The sequence below is a fragment of the Lysobacter koreensis genome, assembly GCF_042677045.1.
Taxonomy (GTDB): Bacteria; Pseudomonadota; Gammaproteobacteria; order Xanthomonadales; family Xanthomonadaceae; genus Lysobacter_K; species Lysobacter_K koreensis.
On record NZ_JBHTIH010000003.1, the window covers coordinates 712,399 to 729,152 of the forward strand.

Genomic DNA, 16,754 nt, shown 5'->3' on the forward strand with positions numbered 1-16,754 from the left:
GCGCAAGGCGCGCCCCCGCGGCCAGGCGCTCCTACATTTCGCTGCGGCGACGGCCCACAATAGGCCGATGACGACACCCCTCCTGCTTGCCGAAGCCCACGAGACGTTCGCGCAACTGTTCGCCGAAGCGCACGCCGCCGGCGAACCCGACCCCACCGCGATGACCGTCGCCACCGCCGGCCTGGACGCGCGGCCGGCCGCGCGCACGGTGTTGCTGAAGGCACACGACGCGCGCGGCTTCGTGTTCTACACCCACCTGGACGGGCGCAAGGGCCGCGAGCTGCAGGCCAACCCGCACGCGGCGCTGCTGTTCCACTGGCCGCGCGTGCGCTTCGGCGTGCAGGTGCGGGTCGAGGGTACGGTCGAGGTGGTCGGCGACGCCGAGGCCGATGCCTATTTCGCCTCGCGACCGCGCGGCAGCCAGCTTGGCGCCTGGGCGTCGCGGCAATCCGAGACGCTGGAGTCGCGCGAGGCCTTCGCGCAACGCCTGGCCCAGGCCGAGCACGAATTCGAAGGCCGCGATGTGCCGCGGCCGTTGCGCTGGAGCGGCCTGCGCGTGCGCCCGGAAAAGATCGAGTTCTGGTACGGCGCCGATTTCCGCCTGCACGAGCGCTGGCTGTACGAGGTCGACCGCGCCGGCGACTGGTCGAAGCGGATGCTGTATCCGTGACGGGCGGGGAACGGGGAACGGGGAACAGGGAAGCCAAGGCGCAGCGCGCCTCGCTTTTGCGGTTGCGTCCCCGTTCCCCGTTCCCCGTTCCCGCATTTGAACGCTACAAAGGAACCGGCGCATGACCGCGCGCCCGCAGTCCGGCCCGCAACGCATCGTCTGTCTCACCGAGGAGCCGACCGAGACGCTGTACGCGCTCGGCGAGCAGCACCGCATCGTCGGCATCAGCGGCTTCACCGTGCGCCCGGCGATCGCGCGCAAGGAAAAGCCCAAGGTCAGCGCGTTCACCAGCGCCAAAATCGGCGAGATCCTCAAGCTGCAACCCGACTTCGTGGTCGGCTTCTCCGACATCCAGGCCGAGATCGCCGCCGAACTGATCAAGCACGGCATCGAGGTGTGGATCAGCAACCACCGCAGCGTCGAGGGCATCCTCGATTACGTGCGCCGGCTCGGCGCGCTGGTCGGGGCGGCGGACAAGGCCAACGCCTACGCCGACGAACTGCGCCGTGGGCTCGATGTCATCCAGGCGCAGGCCGCGACCTTGCCGCGGCGGCCGAAGGTGTACTTCGAGGAATGGGACGAGCCGCTGATCAGCGGCATCCGCTGGGTCGCGGAACTGGTGCGCATCGCCGGCGGCGATGACGTGTTCCCGGCGCAGGCGGCCGAGTCGCTGGCCAAGCACCGGATCCTCGCCGATCCGGCTCAGGTGATCGTGCAGGCGCCCGACATCATCTTCGGCTCGTGGTGCGGCAAGAAATTCCAGCCCGGCAAGGTGGCCGCGCGCGCCGGCTGGGACACGATCCCGGCGGTGCGCGACGGCCAGCTGCACGAGATCAAGTCGCCGATCATCCTGCAGCCCGGGCCGGCGGCGCTGACCGACGGCGTGCGCGCGATCGCGGGACACATCCACGCGTGGGCGCAGACCCACGCCTAGTACTCAGCGCGGGTAGAACTCGCGGTTGAACTGCATCGTCGAACTGGCGCCGCCCTCGCGGACGATCGTCAGGTCGAAGCGCAGCGTGTCGGGCAACGTCACCTCCACCGTGCCGACGTAGTCCAGCAGCTCGCCGCTGCGCAGCTCGCGCATGGCGATATCTTGTCGCCGCCCGCGCAGGTCGGTGACGGTCGCGGTGATGCGCGCCGGCAGCGCGGTTTCCTGTGCCTCGGTGCCCTGGCGCACGGCGACCAGCAGCAGCACCGTGCGATCGTCGCGCGTGATGCCGTACTGCGCAGCGACGCTCTGCGCCAGCGCCGAGGTCTGGATCACGCTGGCGCGGATGGTGACGTCGCCGACGCGGCTGACGGCATCCTGGTAGCCGGCTGCGGCGGTCGCGACGGCGGGCGTCGCGGGGCTTTCGCGGCCTTTGCCGCAGGCCAGCAGTCCCACCCCGACCAGGAGCGACAGCAGGTAGCAGCGGATCGGTGGGCTTCGCATCGGTCTGGCCTCGCTTCGTTCGAATCGGATCGGGGATGACGCGTCGCGGGACGGACGGGCCGCGCCGCGTGCTCAGTCGTTCGCCGCCGACAACTGGCGGCCGCGCTCGGTGGCCGCCGCGATCGCGCGGTCGACCAGGCTGCGGAAGCCACCGGCCTCGAACGTCTCGATCGCGGCCTGGGTGGTGCCGCCGGGCGAGGTCACCCGCGCGCGCAGCACGCCGGCCGGCTCGGGCAACTGCGTCAGCATCGTCGCCGCGCCCAGCAGGGTCTGTTGCACCAGCGTGCGTGCCGCCTCTGGGGGCAGGCCCTGGGCCACGCCTGCGGCCTGCATCGCCTCGGCCAGCAGGAACAGGTAGGCCGGCCCGCTGCCGGACACCGCCGTGACCGCGTCCATCTGCATCTCGTTGTCGAGCCACACGGTCGGGCCGACCGCGTCGAGCAGCTGCGAGGCGCGTTCGCGCTGCGAGCGGTCGGTCTCGGCGTTGGCGTACAGCCCGGTGATGCCGGCGCCGAGCAGCGCCGGGGTGTTGGGCATCGCGCGCACGATCGGCAGCGGCCCGCCGAGCCAGCGCTGCAGCTGCGTGGCGGTGATCCCGGCGGCGATCGACACCGCCACCGGGTGCTGCGCCTGGGCGATCGTCGTCAGTTCCGCGCAGACCGCGCGCATCACCTGCGGCTTGACCGCGAGCAGCCACAGTGCCGCGCCATCGGCCGCGTCGCCGGCGTTGTCGAACACCTGCACGCCGAAGTCGGCGGCCAGCGCGTCGCGCAACTCCGGCACCGGTTCGGCGACGCGGATCGAGGCGGCCGCATGGCCGCGCGCGACCAGGCCGCCGATCAGGCTGCGGGCCATGTTGCCGCCACCGATGAAGGCGATCGTGGGCTTGTCCATGCAGGGCGCGCTCGTCTGGAAAGTGGGGTCAGGGGTGGTGGGGCTTGCCGGTTCGCGCGCCGAACAGCGCGGTGCCGACCCGCACCATCGTCGCACCTTCGGCGATCGCAATCGCGCAGTCGTCGCTCATGCCCATCGACAGGGTGTCGGCGTGCGGGTGCTGGCCGCGCAGCGCCTCGAACAGCGCGCGTGCGCGCGCGAATGCCGGGCGCCGGTCCTCGATGTCGGCGTGCGGTGCCGGAATCACCATCAGCCCACGCAGCCGCAATCGTGGTTCGGCCGCGATGGCCTGCGCGAGTGCCGTCATCGCGCCCGGCTCGCAGCCGTGCTTGCTGGTTTCGTCGTCGATGTTGACCTGGATCAGCACGTTCAGCGGCGCCCGGTCGGCGGGCCGGTGCCGCGCCAGCGCCGCGACCAGGCCCGTGCGGTCGAGCGTCTGCACCCAGTCGAACAGCACGGCGGCGTCGCGTGCCTTGTTGGACTGCAGGTGGCCGATCAGGTGCCACTCCAGCTCGGGCAAGTCGGGCAGCGTCGCCAGTTGCGTCTGCTTGGCCGCGGCTTCCTGAACATAGTTCTCGCCAAACGCCCGTTGCCCGGCCGCGGCCAGTTCTGCGACGGCCGTCGCAGGCTGGGCTTTGGCTACGGCCAACAGTTGCGGCGCTGGCCGGCGGGCGGCCAGCGCCGCGTTAGCTAGTCGTTGCCGGACCTCGTGCAGGGCGGGGGCGAGCACGTCGGGGATTCCTTGTTCAAACCGTGTGGTTGAAACGGGCAATCGGGCTGGATTGGCGGCCCGGGTCCGGGGCTATACTGCCTCGCAGGGGTAAGCTCAATCCAGTTTTTTCCAGTCGTTTCGCTTGCAGTGCGGGGGAGCACGCAATGGATATCGCCGAGCTGTTGGCGTTTTCGGTCAAGAACAAAGCATCCGACCTGCACCTGTCGGCCGGGCTGCCGCCGATGATCCGTGTCGACGGCGACGTGCGTCGCATCAACATCCCCGCGCTGGACCACAAGCAGGTCCACTCGCTGGTGTACGACATCATGTCGGACAAGCAGCGGCGCGATTACGAGGAATTCCTCGAGGTCGACTTCTCGTTCGAAATCCCTGGCCTGGCGCGCTTCCGCGTCAACGCGTTCAACCAGAATCGTGGCGCCGGCGCGGTGTTCCGCACCATTCCGTCCGAAGTGCTGACTCTGGAAGACCTGGGCTGTCCGCGCATCTTCAAGGAGCTGATCGACCAGCCGCAGGGCCTGATCCTGGTCACCGGGCCGACCGGCTCGGGCAAGTCGACCACGCTGGCGGCGATGATCGACCACATCAACAAGCACGAGTACGGCCACATCCTGTCGGTCGAGGATCCGATCGAGTTCGTGCACACCTCGCAGAAGTGCCTGATCAACCAGCGCGAAGTGCACCGCGACACGCACGGCTTCAACGAGGCGTTGCGCTCGGCGCTGCGCGAAGACCCCGACTACATCCTGGTCGGCGAGTTGCGCGACCTGGAAACCATCCGCCTGGCGCTGACCGCCGCGGAAACCGGCCACCTGGTGTTTGGCACCTTGCACACCTCGTCGGCCGCGAAGACCGTCGACCGCATCATCGACGTGTTTCCCGCCGGTGAGAAGCCGATGGTGCGTTCGATGCTGTCCGAGTCGCTGCGTGCGGTCATCTCGCAGGCGCTGCTGAAGAAGGTTGGCGGCGGCCGCACTGCGGCGTGGGAAATCATGGTCGGCATCCCGGCCATCCGTAACCTGATCCGCGAGGACAAGGTCGCGCAGATGTACTCCGCGATCCAGACCGGCCAGAACTTCGGGATGATGACCCTCGACCAGCACCTGCAGGACCTGGTCAAGCGCGGCCTGATCCTGCGGCCGCAGGCCAAGGACTACGCCAAGGACAAGCGCCTGTTCGAGTAATTCGCCTGTCGCCCCGCGCGCGGTGCGGGGCGTGTTTTTCCGCCGGTCGCACGAGAATCAAGCCTCACGGAGGCAAGCATGAGCGCAATTGACTTCACCTCGTTCCTGAAACTGATGGCGCACCAGAAGGCGTCGGACCTGTTCATCACCGCCGGCATGCCGCCGTGCATGAAGGTCAACGGCAAGCTGTCGCCGATCACCGAGAACGCGCTGACCCCGCAGCAGAGCCGCGACATGGTGCTCAACGTGATGAGCCCGTCGCAGCGCGAGGAGTTCGAGAAGACCCACGAATGCAACTTCGCGATCGGCGTGTCCGGCGTGGGCCGCTTTCGCGTGTCGTGCTTCTACCAGCGCAACCAGGTCGGCATGGTGCTGCGCCGGATCGAGACCAAGATCCCGACGGTCGAAGAGCTGAACCTGCCGCCGATCATCAAGTCGCTGGCGATGACCAAGCGCGGCATCATCATCTTCGTCGGCGCCACCGGCACCGGCAAATCGACCTCGCTGGCGGCGATGATCGGCTACCGCAACATGAACTCGACCGGCCACATCATCACGATCGAGGACCCGATCGAATTCGTGCACAAGCACGAGGGCTGCATCATCACCCAGCGCGAAGTCGGCATCGACACCGACAGCTGGGAAGCCGCGCTCAAGAACACCCTGCGCCAGGCGCCCGACGTGATCATGATCGGCGAGGTCCGCACCCGCGAGGGCATGGACCACGCGATCGCGTTCGCCGAGACCGGCCACCTGGTGCTGTGCACGCTGCACGCCAACAACGCCAACCAGGCGATGGACCGCATCATCAACTTCTTCCCCGAAGACCGCCGCGGCCAGTTGCTGATGGACCTGTCGCTGAACCTCAAGGGCGTGGTCGCGCAGCAGCTGATCCCGACCCCGGACGGCAAGGCGCGGCGCGTGGCGATGGAGATCCTGCTGGGCACGCCGCTGGTGCAGGACTACATCCGCGACGGCGAGATCCACAAGCTCAAGGAGGTCATGAAGGAATCGACCCAGCTGGGCATGAAGACCTTCGACCAGGCCCTGTTCGAGCTCTACCAGGCCGGCGAGATCACCTACGAGGACGCGCTGCGCTTCGCCGACTCGCAGAATGAGGTGCGCCTGCGCATCAAGCTCGCCCAGGGCGGCGACGCGCGCACTTTGGCGGCGGGCATGGACGGGATCGAGGTCGCCGAAGTGCGCTGAGCGCACCGCGTCGATGCCTTACGAGAGGGACGGGCAGCCGTCCCTTTCTCGTTTCAGGCCGTTCGATCCGGCGACCCGCGCAGCCACGGCGGATCGAGCGCGGCGATCCGCGCATACACCGGGCAGCTCTCGCGGTGGGTGCCGGGCAGGTATCCCAGGCTCATCAGGAACTCGTTGGTGATCTCGCCGCCGGTGAAGCGGAACGTCTGCTTGAACAGCTTGATCCAGCCGGTCTTATCGCGCGGCCGGCCGTCGAGCAGCAGCTGCGCATCCAGCCAGTTGGCGAAGCTGCCGTGCGAGGCGCGCAGGCGCTGGATCACGCCGGCGTTGTGGATCGCCGCGTCGACCTTGAGGCGGTTGCGGATGATCCCGGCGTCGTTGAGCAGGCGTTCGCGGTCGGCGTCGCCGTAGGCCGCGACCGTGTCGACGTCGAAGCCGGCATACGCGCGGCGGAAACCATCGCGCTTGCGCAGCATGGTTTCCCAGCTCAGTCCGGCCTGGTTGATCTCCAGCAGCAGGCGTTCGAACAGCACCGCCTCATCGCGGCTCGGGAAGCCGTATTCATGGTCGTGGTAAGGGCCGTGCAACGGGTGGCCGGTGGCAGAATCGCAGTAGCCAGACATGGGCATGCCCGAGGGTGGGTGTTGATGTTGCAGGAGGGGACTCGGCCCCGAAGTTGTCCGATCCGAGCGTTGAAGTTCGAGCCTTCCAGGACGGAGGAAGGCGAACCGCTCGATCCCGGATCCCTCGCTCACGGTGCCAAGCCGGGTACCTGAAGGCAAGCGCGAAGGGGCACGACCGGCTGGAGCAGACCGCAGCGGGCACCGGCCCGGGCCGCGCAGGCGTCCGACCCATGCTACGCCCGCCCATCACGATGCCGCGATGCGGGTCGCGCGATAGAATGCGGCCCATGTCTCTGATGCCCACACCGCTGGCCAACCAGCTGCTGATCGCGCTGCCGGCGCTGGCCGACACCAATTTCTCGCGCAGCGTCGCGCTGATCTGCCAGCACGACGACGACGGCGCGATGGGCATCATCGTCAACCGCCCGTCCGAGTACACGCTGGGCGAGGTGCTCGGGCAGATGGGCGTGGAAGGCGGCGACGAGGCGCTGCGCGCGCAGGTCGTGCTCGCCGGCGGCCCGGTGCATCCCGAACGCGGTTTCGTGCTGCACGACGGCGGCATGCACTGGGACTCGAGCCTGGCGATCACCGACACCCTGTTCCTGACCACCTCGCGCGACATCCTCGAGGCGATGGCGCGCGGTGACGGACCGGAGCACGTGATCGTCGCGCTGGGCTGCGCGGGCTGGGGCACCGGCCAGCTCGAGCACGAACTCACCGAGAACAGCTGGTTGACCGCGCCGGCTGATGCCGAGCTGCTGTTCACGTTGCCGCTGGACGCGCGCTGGCAAGCCGCCGCGGGCCGCATCGGCGTCGACTTCGCCCACCTGGCCCAGTACGCCGGCCACGCCTGATGGGACGCCCATGACAGCGGGCGCCACCAACCCGGGGGCGATGCGGCGCGACGGCACCGTGCTCGGCTTCGATGTCGGCGCGCGCCGGATCGGGGTCGCGGTCGGCAGCGCGTTCGGCCACGGCGCGCGCGCGCTGGCTGTGGTCGACGTGCACGGCCACGGCCCGGACTGGACCACGATCGACCGCCTGCACAAGGAGTGGCGGCCCGACGGCCTGATCGTCGGCGACCCGATGACGCTCGATGGCGGCGACCAGCCGATCCGCACGCGCGCGCACGCGTTCGCGCACGAGTTGCACGCGCGCTACCACCTGCCGGTGGTGCTGGTGGACGAGCGCATGAGCTCGATCGAGGCCGCTCAGCGCTTCGCCAGTGACCGCGCTGAAGGCCGCAAGCGTCGCCGCGACGCCGAAGCGCTCGATGCGGTGGCCGCCGCGGTCATCGTCGAACGCTGGCTGGCTTCGCCGGACGACGCCATCGAACTTTCCCAATTGCCAACCGCATGACCCAGCACGCCGATTCCGCCATCCCGCTGCCGCACCTGCTCACCCTCGAACACCTGCCGCGTCCGCGACTGGTGGCACTGCTCGATCGCGCGCAGCGGTTCGCCGACGGCGCCGACGATCGCGCCGCGCTGGCCGGTATGGCGGTGTGCACGCTGTTCTTCGAACCGTCCACGCGCACCCGGTTGAGCTTCCAGCTCGCCGCGCAGCGGCTCGGCGCCGACGTGCTGAACTTCGACGCCTCGAGCTCGTCGACCAGCAAGGGCGAGACCGCGCGTGACACGCTCAAGACCATCGAGGCGATGGGCGTGCGCGGCTTCATCGTCCGCCACAAGGACGACGGCGCGGTCGCCGCACTGGCCGCGGCCGCCGATCCCGGCACCGCGCTGATCAACGCCGGCGACGGCCGCAGCGCGCACCCGACCCAGGGCCTGCTCGACATGCTGACCCTGCGCCAGGCCAAGGGCGACGACTTCGCGCGGTTGAAGGTGGCGATCGTCGGCGACGTGAAACACTCTCGCGTGGCGCGTTCGGACCTGCACGCCTTGCGCACGCTCGGTGCCGGTGACATCCGCGTATGCGGGCCGGCGTCGCTGCTGCCGGACGACGCCACGCTCGACGGCTGCACCGTCACCGCGGACCTGGACGCGGCCCTCGACGGCGTCGACGCGGTGATGATGCTGCGCCTGCAACGCGAGCGCATGGCCGAAGGGCTGGTGGCCTCGCTCGACGACTACCACCGCGACTACGGCCTCAGCTCTGCGCGCTTGCGGCGCGCGGCGCGCGATGCGGTGGTGCTGCATCCGGGGCCGATGAACCGCGGTATCGAGATCACCGACGACGTCGCCGATGGCCCGCAGTCGCTGATCCTGAAGCAGGTCGCCAACGGCGTCGCGGCGCGGATGGCGGTGTTGGAGGCGCTGCTGGCGCGTTGACGCCATCGTGAGCGGCGCTGGTTCGCGGAGCGCTGGACGCAGGGTGTGGTGAGCCTGCGAACCGCTTCGTTCGCCGACAACCCGGTTCGCAAGCTCGCCAAATCACGCCGGCCTGCTTCTGATCGGCGACGCCGTCAGCGCCAGAGCACCCACCAGCCCAGTGCTGCGCAGTTGACCGCGACCGCCAGCCAGAACCCGACCCGGTAGCGGGCCTTGCGGGTCTTGTGCCGCATCACCCGTTGCGCGAGCAGGGCACCGGGCCAGCCGCCGAGCATTTCGAGGCCGTGCAGCGTGCTTTCCGCGACGCGCCAGCGGCCGTTCTGCGCCGCATGCTTGTCGATCGCGTAGGCGATGTACGCGGCCACGCTCAATCCGGCCAAGACAAAGGCGGCGAGGGTCGGCAAGCGCTCGACCTGGATCGCCCAGGCGATAGCGGCGGCGTACGCGGCGATCAGCGGCAAGGCGACCGGGGTTGGAATCTCCCGCGCCGGAGCCACTCGATGCGTGCCTGCCGTGGTTCGTGGCGCGGGTCGCTTCGCCTGCACCGCGCGCCGCACCCAGTCCGCGCGTGGACGACCGTCGGCCCGGCGCGCCGGACGATAGCGGACCAGTTCGCCGATCTGGGGACGACGCCCGGCGCGTTCGTAGTCGCGAATGTGGAAGAACACGCGGTCGCCCGCACTGGCGTCGCCGAGCGCGGCAATGAAGCCGTAGCCCTTGTCGTCGTGCCACGCCTGTACCTTGCCCAGCTGCTCCATTCGCGTGTGCTCGTGCAGGCCGGTCAGCGCAGCAGGATCAGCGTGGCCAACCCCAGGAACGCGAGGAACCCCATCGTGTCGGTGACCGTGGTCAGGATCACGCCGCCCGACAGCGCCGGGTCGAAGCCCATGCGCTTGAGCGTCAGCGGCACCAGCACGCCGGCAGTGGCGGCGAACAACAGGTTGATGGTCAGCGCCGAGCCGATCACCAGCGACAGCGCCGGGTCGCGGAACCAGAGCCACACCACCGCACCCAGCAGCACGCCCAGGGTCAGGCCGTTGATAAGCGCGATCGACAGTTCCTTGCGCAGCAGCGGGCGCACGTTGGACGCGCCGATCTGCCCCAAGGCGAGGCCGCGCACCATCAGCGCCAGCACCTGGGTGCCGGCGTTGCCGCCCATGCCGGCGACGATCGGCATCAGGATCGCGAGCGCGACGATCTTCTCGATCGTGTCCTCGAAGCGGCCGATCACGCTCGCGGCCAGGAACGCGGTGCACAGGTTCACGCCGAGCCAGATCAGGCGGCGCCGGAACGCACGCCGCACCGGGCTGAACAGGTCCTCGTCCTCGTCCAGGCCGGCCGCGCTGAGCGCCTGGTGCTCTGCCTGGTCGCGGATGATGTCGACCACGTCGTCGATGGTGATGCGGCCGAGCAGGATGTTGTTGTCGTCGACCACCGGTGCACTGATCCAGTCGTGGTCGGAGAACTGCCGCGCCACCTCGCTGTCGGTCTCGCCGACGTCGATCGCGGGCTGCTCGTCGTCGATCAGCTTGTTGATCGGCGTGCCCGGCTCGTGGGTCAGCAGCGCGGCCAGCGCGATCCGCCCGAGGTACTGGTGGCGGCGGCTGACCACATACAGGTGGTCGGTGTGCTCGGGCAACTCGCCGCGCAGGCGCAGGTAGCGCAGCACGACGTCGATGGTGGTGTCGGCGCGCACCGTGACCACGTCGGGGTTCATCAGGCGCCCGGCGGTGTCCTCCGGGTACGACAGCACCTGCTCGAGCCGCTCGCGGTTCTCGCGGTCCATCGACTTGAGCACTTCGTCGATGACGGTGTCGGGCAGGTCCTCGACCAGGTCGGCGAGGTCGTCGATGTCGAGATCCTCGACCGCGGCGACGATCTCGTCGGTGTCCATGTCCGCGAGCAGGCTTTCGCGCACCTCGTCGCCGACGTGGACCAGCACCTCGCCGTCGTCCTCGGGGTCGACCAGCCCCCACACCACCACGCGCTTGCCGGGGGGCAGCGACTCGAGCAGGTTGCCGATCTCGGCCGGGGAGAGCGTGTTGACCAGCCGCCGTACCGGGCCGAGGCGACCGCTGTCGAGCGCGTCGGAAAGCAGACGCAGCTGGCGCGCGGTCTTGTCGTGGCGGACGGCTTCGGCCATACGGCGCTCCGTGGGCGGGCTCGCGAACACTGCCGGGCAAGGTTCGCAGGGAGCCGCATCCGCCACCGTTCAACGGCAATGACGAGAGCTGCGGCCGGGCGTTATGCGTTCATCGCGGCATTATCGCCTGCAAGCCGGGGCATGCACACCCCGCCCGGCGCATGGATCAGCCGCAGTCGTCCATCCATTGCAGGATGGCGGCGCGATCGCGCGCGCGCAGCAACGCCGGTGCGCGTGCCTTCAGCGCCGCGAGGTCGCACGCGCGGATCTTGCGGCGCACCTCCAGCAACGTCGCCGGGTGCAGGCTGAACTCGTTGAGGCCCAACGCCAGCAGCAACGGCGCGAACATCGGGTCGCCGGCCATTTCGCCGCAGACAGCGATCGGCTTGCCGCGTGCGTTGGCCAGTCGGATCACGTCGCGCAGCAGCCGCAACACGGCCGGGTGCAGCGGCGTGTACAGGTCGCCGAGCGCGTCGTTGTTGCGGTCGGCAGCGAGCAGGTACTGGACCAGGTCGTTGGTGCCGACCGACAGGAAGTCGACCGCGCCGATAAAGCCCGACAGCGCGATCGCGGCCGCGGGCACCTCGATCATCGCGCCCAGCGGCACGTGAGTGGCGATCTCGTGGCCCTCGTGGCGCAGGTCGCGGGCGACGCTGTCGAGCTTGGTGCGGACCTCGCGCACTTCCTCGCGCGAGCTGATCATCGGCAGCAGGATCCGCAGCGGGCCGTAGCCCGAGGCGCGCAGCAACGCGCGCAGCTGGGTTTCCAGCAGGCCGTCGCGTGCGAGCGACAGGCGCACGCCGCGCAGGCCGAGCGCGGGGTTGGGTTCGTCGCGCAGCGCCAGGCCGGTGCGGTCGGCCTTGTCGGCGCCCAGGTCGAGCGTGCGGATGGTGACGGTGCGGCCGGTCATGCCGAGCACGACGTCGCGGTAGGCGCGGAACTGCTCGTCCTCGTCGGGCAGTTCGGCGCGCTGCAGGAACAGGAACTCGGTGCGGTACAGGCCGACGCCGGCCGCGCCCTGGGCGTGGGCCTCGGCGACGTCCTCGCGCGACTCGGCGTTGGCGTACAGCTTGATGTCGACGCCGTCGAGCGTGCGCGACGGTTCGCGGCGCAGGCGGTTGAGCTGCTTGCGCTCGCGCGCGTGGACGCGCACGCGCTGGTGGTGCGCGCGCAGGTCGGCGGCGTTGGGTTCCATCACCACCAGGCCGCTGCTGCCATCGACGGCGAGCACGTCGCCGTCGTTGACCCGCTGCAGCGCGCCGGCGGCGCCGATCACCATCGGCAGGTGCAGGCTGCGCGCGAGGATGGCGCTGTGCGACAGCGGGCTGCCGGCGGTGGTCACGATCGCCAGCACGCCCTGCGCCTGCAGCTGCACCAGCTCGGCCGGGGCGACGGTCTCGGCGACCAGGATCTCGCCGGCGATGCCCTGCATGCCGGCGTCGCGGCGGTGCAGGGCGGCGTGGATGCGGCCGATCACCTGGTCGATGTCGTCGATGCGGCTGCGGAAGTAGGGATCGTCCATCGCCTCGAACACGCCGGCGATGCGGTCGCGCTGCAGGCGCAGCGCGTAGTCGGCGCTGAAGCGGCCGCTGCGAATCAGCCGATCGAGGCCCTGCAGCAGCTCGGGGTCGTCGAGCAGCAGGGTGTGCAGGTCGAGGAATTCGCCAACCTCGTGCGCGAGCGCGCCGTGCAGGCGTTCGCGCAGCGCGTGCATCTCGCCGCGCACGGCCTGGATCGCGGCGTGCAGGCGCGCCAGTTCGGATTCGACTGCGTCGGCCTCGATGTGCTCCTCGGCGACGTCCAGCGCGTGCGGCAGGCGCACGCGGGCGTGGCCGAGCGCGGCGCCGCGCGATGCCCCGTGGCCGTGGAACGCCTGCCTCATGTGCCGGCTACCTGCATGTCATCGCGCCACGCCCTGCGCCGCTCAAGCGTCTTCGTCGAAACGGCGGTCGAACAGTGCGGCGACGGCCTGCGCCGCGTCGCCCTCGTCATCGCCCTCGACCCGCAGCTTCACCTGGGTGCCTTGGCCGGCGGCAAGCAGCATCACCCCCATGATGCTCTTGGCGTTGATCTCGCGGCCCTTGGCGATCAGCGTGGCGTTGCAGCGGTACGCCGACAGCAGCTGCACCAGCTTGGCGGTGGCGCGCGCGTGCAGGCCCAGGCGGTTGGAGACGGTCAGGTCGCGTTCGATCATGGTGGTGTTCCCGGGGTGGTTCGCGCGTGGTCGTCTTCAGGTCGAACGTCAGGTGGTGCGGGGGTTCGGTGGTGGCTCAGGCATCGTCGACGATCACGCCGTTGCGCGCGCCGGCGGCGGCCACGGCGGGCAGCTCGTCGAGCTCGAGCTCGGCGTAATTCATCACCCGCAGCAACATCGGCAGGCTGAGCGCCGAGACCCGCCGCACCGGCGTGCCCAGCCGCGCCAGCCGTGCGGCCAGGTTGCTCGGGGTCGCCCCGTACAGGTCGGTCAGCACCAGCACGCCCTGGCCGTCGTCGACCCGGCGCAAGGCCGCGCTGGCCTGCGGCAACAAGGCATCGGGATCACCTTCGAACGGGATCTCCAGCGCCTCGACGCGCAGCGGCAGCGGTTGCATCAGGCGCGCGGCCACCGCGACCAGCGCGCTGCCGATGCCTTGGTGGGTGATGAGCAGGATGCCGACGGCCATGCAGGCAACTTAACAGACCAATGCGACGCTCCGGAAGCGCAGCGGCGGGTCTTCGGCGGGCGCGGAAATGCCCGCAGCCCGACCGCAGGCATGCCGCTCAGTCGAGCTCGCGGTGGTGCACGGCGACCTCGTCCCAGCCGCGCTGGCGCGCGTGCGCGGCCAACCGCTCGGCCAGGTACACCGAGCGGTGGCGGCCGCCGGTGCAGCCGAACGCGACAGTGGCGTAGCTGCGGGTGCTGTCGGCCTGCAGTTTCGGCAACCAGGTGTCGAGGAAACTGCTGATGTGCTCGACGAACAGGTTCACGTCCGGCTGCGATTCCAGGTACTCGCGCACGCCGGCGTCGCGGCCCGACAGCGGCCGCAGGATCGCGTTCCAGTGCGGGTTGGGGAGGGCGCGTGCGTCGAACACGAAGTCGGCGTCGGCCGGCACGCCGCGGCGGTAGGCGAACGACTCGAACAGCAGCGACATGCCCGCGTCCAGGCCGATGCCGAACTCGGTGATCACGTGCCGGCGCAGCACGTGCACGTTCATGTCGCTGGTGTCGACGACCGCGTCGGCGATCTGGCGCAGGGGCTTGAGCACCTGCCGTTCGAGCGAGATCGCGTCGGCCAGCGACAGCCCCAGCTGGCTCAGCGGGTGCCGGCGGCGGGTGTCGGCGTAGCGCTTGAGCAGCACGTCGTCGCCGCTCTCGAAAAACACCAGGCGCGGGTCGAAACCCAGCGCGCCCACCGCGGACAGCCAGTCGGGGATGTTGGCCAGGTCGGCATTGCGGTTGCGCACGTCGATGCCGACCGCGAGCTTGGCCGGCGCGCTGCTGTCGGCGGCGAGCACGCTGCGCACGAAGTCCGGCAGCAGGTTGGCCGGCAGGTTGTCGACGCAGTAGAAGCCCAGGTCCTCGAAGGTGTTGAGCGCCACGGATTTGCCCGAGCCGGACATGCCGGTGACGATCACCAGGGTCGGCGCGGCGGTCGCCGGCGTGGCGGCGGTGGACGTGGTCGCGGCGGTCATGCGGGGCTTACCGCGGTCATGCGGAACTCTCGAGGAAATGGCTGTGTCGGGCCATGAATGCGGCGGCCGGGTCGACGCCCTTCGCGCGCAGGATGTGGGTGCGGGTGGCCGCTTCGGTCAGCACCGCCAAGTTGCGGCCGGGCATCACCGGGATGGTGATGGTGGGCACGTCGAGGTCGAGCACGCGACGCACGCCCAGGTCGCCGGTGAGGCGTTCGATCCCGCCGGGTTGTGGCTCCAGGTGCGGCTTGGTCAGGTGCACGACCAGGCGCAGGTACTTGTTCTTCTTGACCGCGGTGTCGCCGAACATCTGGCGGATGTTTAGCACGCCCAGGCCGCGCACTTCGAGCAGGTCCTGCAACAGGTCCGGGCAGGTGCCGTCGAGCACATCCGGGGCGATCTGGGTGAACTCGGGTGCGTCGTCGGCGACCAGGCGGTGGCCGCGGCTCACCAGCTCCAGCGCCAGTTCGCTCTTGCCCGATCCCGATTCGCCGGTGATCAGCACGCCGATCGAATAGATCTCGACGAACACGCCGTGCAGCGTGACCTTGGGCGCCAGCTTGCGTGCGAGGTGGTACTGCAGGTGGTTGAGCAACTCGTGGCCCCGGCGCGGCGCGACCCACAGCGGGGTGTCGGTTTCCTCGGCGGCGATGCGCAGGTCTTCCGGACACGGCTGAGCCTTGCTGATCACCAGCGCCAGCGGCCGGAACTGGATGATCTTCTCGATCGTCTCCCAGCGCAGCCGCGAGTCCAGGCCGTCCAGCCAGGCCAGCTCCTCGCTGCCGAGGATCTGCACCTTGTTGGGGTAGATCGCGTTGAGGTAGCCGGCCAGCGATGGCCGGCGCGCGACCGTGTCGACCGCTTCGAGCACGCGTCCCTGGCCGTCCTGGCCGGCCAGCCAGCGCAGGTCGAGGCGCTCGCGCAGCTGTTCGAACAGTTCGCCGGCGCTGATGCGGGTGGTCATGCAATCACCACGGTGCTGTCATCCTCGGGCATGAAGGGAAGGACCTGCCAGCAGGCGCCGGCGCAGCTGGTCGACGTTGGCCGCGTCGCGCAGGTCGGCTCGGAAGGCCGGATCGGCGAAGTGCGCGGCCAGGTCGGCCAGCTGCTGCAGGTGCTGCTGGATGTAATGCTCGGGCACGACCAGCGCGAACACCAGGTCGACGCGCTCGCCATCGGCGGCGGCGAAATCGACCGGCTGCGTCAACCTCAGGAACGCGCCGCGGCTCTCGTCGATCGAACTGATGCGCGCGTGCGGGATCGCCACGCCGTGGCCGATCGCGGTGCTGGCGAGCTGTTCGCGCGAGCGCAGGCTGTCGCCGATGGTGCGGGTCGCCAGTGCGCCGGTGTGGCCCGGCGGCGGATCGGCCAGCAACCGCGCCGCGGCCTCCAGCACCGTGGCGCGGTCGCCGGGTTCGACCAGGATCGTAATGCGCTCCGCGCTGAGCAGCTCCTGCAGCATCGGCGACACCGGCATCGTCAACGCGGGGCTATCAGGCGTCTCGCGGGCGCGGGGCGATCAGCCCAGCTCGCCGCTGCGGGCGAGGCTCTCGCCGCGGTGGTGGTCGACCAGTTTTTCCTTGTGCTTGACCATCAGGCGGTCGAGCTTGTCGGCGAGCAGGTCGATCGCGGCATACATGTCGATGGCGCTGGATTCGGCGTGCATGGTGCGGCCGGCGATGGTGATGGTGGCTTCGGCGCGGTGGTTGGGCTTGTCGAGGACCAGCAGCGTGCGGACGTCGAAGGGTTGCTCGAAATGGCGTTGCAGCCGCGCCAGCTTGGCGTCGACGTAGTCGCGTAGGGCGGGGGTGACTTCGATCTGCTGGCCGTGGGTTTCGATACGCATCTCAGACCTCCTCAACGTTGCGACAGGATGGTGGCAAAGCCCTGGATGGCGCCGTTC

General features: G+C 69.7%; 20 protein-coding genes. 7 read left to right on the forward strand and 13 right to left on the reverse strand.

The annotated features are described in order from the left end of the window. Positions 1-67: 67 nt before the first annotated feature. A complete protein-coding gene (gene pdxH / locus ACFQZQ_RS08585) occupies positions 68-670 on the forward strand; it encodes a pyridoxamine 5'-phosphate oxidase (RefSeq protein ID WP_386812336.1) in 603 nt (200 codons plus the stop codon). A gap of 121 nt (positions 671-791) precedes the next feature. Further along, a complete protein-coding gene (locus ACFQZQ_RS08590; protein ID WP_386812337.1) occupies positions 792-1,604 on the forward strand; it encodes a cobalamin-binding protein in 813 nt (270 codons plus the stop codon). A 3-nt stretch (positions 1,605-1,607) separates the two neighbouring features. Here the strand turns inward: ACFQZQ_RS08590 and ACFQZQ_RS08595 are convergent, their stop codons facing one another. From ACFQZQ_RS08595 to ACFQZQ_RS08605, 3 genes are all read right to left on the reverse strand, one after another. Next, a complete protein-coding gene (locus tag ACFQZQ_RS08595; RefSeq protein ID WP_386812338.1) occupies positions 1,608-2,105 on the reverse strand; it encodes a DUF4426 domain-containing protein in 498 nt (165 codons plus the stop codon). A gap of 72 nt (positions 2,106-2,177) precedes the next feature. Next, positions 2,178-2,999, reverse strand: a complete 822-nt coding sequence (gene proC / locus ACFQZQ_RS08600; protein ID WP_386812339.1) for a pyrroline-5-carboxylate reductase — start codon at positions 2,997-2,999, stop codon at positions 2,178-2,180. 28 nt (positions 3,000-3,027) lie between these two features. Continuing rightward, a complete protein-coding gene (locus ACFQZQ_RS08605; protein ID WP_386812340.1) occupies positions 3,028-3,729 on the reverse strand; it encodes a YggS family pyridoxal phosphate-dependent enzyme in 702 nt (233 codons plus the stop codon). A gap of 146 nt (positions 3,730-3,875) precedes the next feature. On the opposite strand from ACFQZQ_RS08605, the gene ACFQZQ_RS08610 reads away from it, so the two are divergent. Together ACFQZQ_RS08610 and ACFQZQ_RS08615 are read left to right on the forward strand one after the other, a co-directional pair. Continuing rightward, complete coding sequence (locus tag ACFQZQ_RS08610) at positions 3,876-4,913, forward strand: type IV pilus twitching motility protein PilT (RefSeq protein WP_386812341.1); 1,038 nt, start codon at positions 3,876-3,878, stop codon at positions 4,911-4,913. A gap of 78 nt (positions 4,914-4,991) precedes the next feature. Further along, the gene (locus tag ACFQZQ_RS08615; protein WP_386812342.1) at positions 4,992-6,122 is read left to right on the forward strand and encodes a PilT/PilU family type 4a pilus ATPase; all 1,131 of its coding nucleotides are present in this window, start codon (positions 4,992-4,994) and stop codon (positions 6,120-6,122) included. A gap of 53 nt (positions 6,123-6,175) precedes the next feature. Here the strand turns inward: ACFQZQ_RS08615 and ACFQZQ_RS08620 are convergent, their stop codons facing one another. Further along, a complete protein-coding gene (locus ACFQZQ_RS08620) occupies positions 6,176-6,745 on the reverse strand; it encodes a DNA-3-methyladenine glycosylase I (RefSeq protein WP_386812343.1) in 570 nt (189 codons plus the stop codon). A 287-nt stretch (positions 6,746-7,032) separates the two neighbouring features. Between ACFQZQ_RS08620 and ACFQZQ_RS08625 the strand changes: the two genes are divergently transcribed. From ACFQZQ_RS08625 to ACFQZQ_RS08635, 3 genes are read left to right on the forward strand one after another with little or no spacing between them, the layout of a single operon-like run. Further along, positions 7,033-7,599: a YqgE/AlgH family protein gene (locus tag ACFQZQ_RS08625; protein ID WP_386812344.1), complete on the forward strand. Its 567-nt coding sequence runs from the start codon at positions 7,033-7,035 to the stop codon at positions 7,597-7,599. A gap of 10 nt (positions 7,600-7,609) precedes the next feature. Then, complete coding sequence (gene ruvX / locus ACFQZQ_RS08630) at positions 7,610-8,104, forward strand: Holliday junction resolvase RuvX (RefSeq protein WP_386812345.1); 495 nt, start codon at positions 7,610-7,612, stop codon at positions 8,102-8,104. Continuing rightward, on the forward strand, positions 8,101-9,036 hold the full coding sequence (locus tag ACFQZQ_RS08635) for an aspartate carbamoyltransferase catalytic subunit (RefSeq protein WP_386812346.1): 936 nt from the start codon (positions 8,101-8,103) through the stop codon (positions 9,034-9,036). The genes ruvX and ACFQZQ_RS08635 overlap by 4 nt, the downstream gene beginning before the upstream one ends. Positions 9,037-9,170: 134 nt before the next feature. Here ACFQZQ_RS08635 and ACFQZQ_RS08640 read toward each other — a convergent pair whose 3' ends face one another. The 9 genes from ACFQZQ_RS08640 to hpf all read right to left on the reverse strand — a co-directional run bounded on the left by ACFQZQ_RS08640 (position 9,171) and on the right by hpf (position 16,697). Then, entirely contained in the window at positions 9,171-9,794 is a 624-nt protein-coding gene (locus tag ACFQZQ_RS08640) for a DUF1294 domain-containing protein (protein WP_386812347.1), read from the reverse strand. A gap of 23 nt (positions 9,795-9,817) precedes the next feature. Then, entirely contained in the window at positions 9,818-11,179 is a 1,362-nt protein-coding gene (mgtE, locus tag ACFQZQ_RS08645) for a magnesium transporter (protein ID WP_386812348.1), read from the reverse strand. A 166-nt stretch (positions 11,180-11,345) separates the two neighbouring features. Then, positions 11,346-13,061: a phosphoenolpyruvate--protein phosphotransferase gene (gene ptsP / locus ACFQZQ_RS08650; protein WP_386812349.1), complete on the reverse strand. Its 1,716-nt coding sequence runs from the start codon at positions 13,059-13,061 to the stop codon at positions 11,346-11,348. A 42-nt stretch (positions 13,062-13,103) separates the two neighbouring features. Continuing rightward, positions 13,104-13,373, reverse strand: a complete 270-nt coding sequence (locus ACFQZQ_RS08655; protein ID WP_386812350.1) for an HPr family phosphocarrier protein — start codon at positions 13,371-13,373, stop codon at positions 13,104-13,106. Between the two features lie 76 nt (positions 13,374-13,449). Further along, the gene (locus tag ACFQZQ_RS08660) at positions 13,450-13,842 is read right to left on the reverse strand and encodes a PTS sugar transporter subunit IIA (protein ID WP_386812351.1); all 393 of its coding nucleotides are present in this window, start codon (positions 13,840-13,842) and stop codon (positions 13,450-13,452) included. Positions 13,843-13,939: 97 nt separating this feature from the next. Next, positions 13,940-14,851 carry an RNase adapter RapZ gene (rapZ, locus tag ACFQZQ_RS08665; protein WP_386812352.1) on the reverse strand — a complete coding sequence of 304 codons (912 nt, stop codon included), beginning with the start codon at positions 14,849-14,851 and terminating at the stop codon, positions 13,940-13,942. 16 nt (positions 14,852-14,867) lie between these two features. Further along, positions 14,868-15,815 carry an HPr(Ser) kinase/phosphatase gene (hprK, locus tag ACFQZQ_RS08670; RefSeq protein ID WP_386812353.1) on the reverse strand — a complete coding sequence of 316 codons (948 nt, stop codon included), beginning with the start codon at positions 15,813-15,815 and terminating at the stop codon, positions 14,868-14,870. An 18-nt stretch (positions 15,816-15,833) separates the two neighbouring features. Beyond that, a complete protein-coding gene (locus ACFQZQ_RS08675) occupies positions 15,834-16,328 on the reverse strand; it encodes a PTS sugar transporter subunit IIA (protein WP_386812577.1) in 495 nt (164 codons plus the stop codon). A gap of 42 nt (positions 16,329-16,370) precedes the next feature. Beyond that, positions 16,371-16,697 (reverse strand): ribosome hibernation-promoting factor, HPF/YfiA family, encoded by a 327-nt coding sequence (hpf, locus tag ACFQZQ_RS08680; protein ID WP_386812354.1) that lies wholly within the window; start codon positions 16,695-16,697, stop codon positions 16,371-16,373. Positions 16,698-16,754 lie beyond the last annotated feature (57 nt).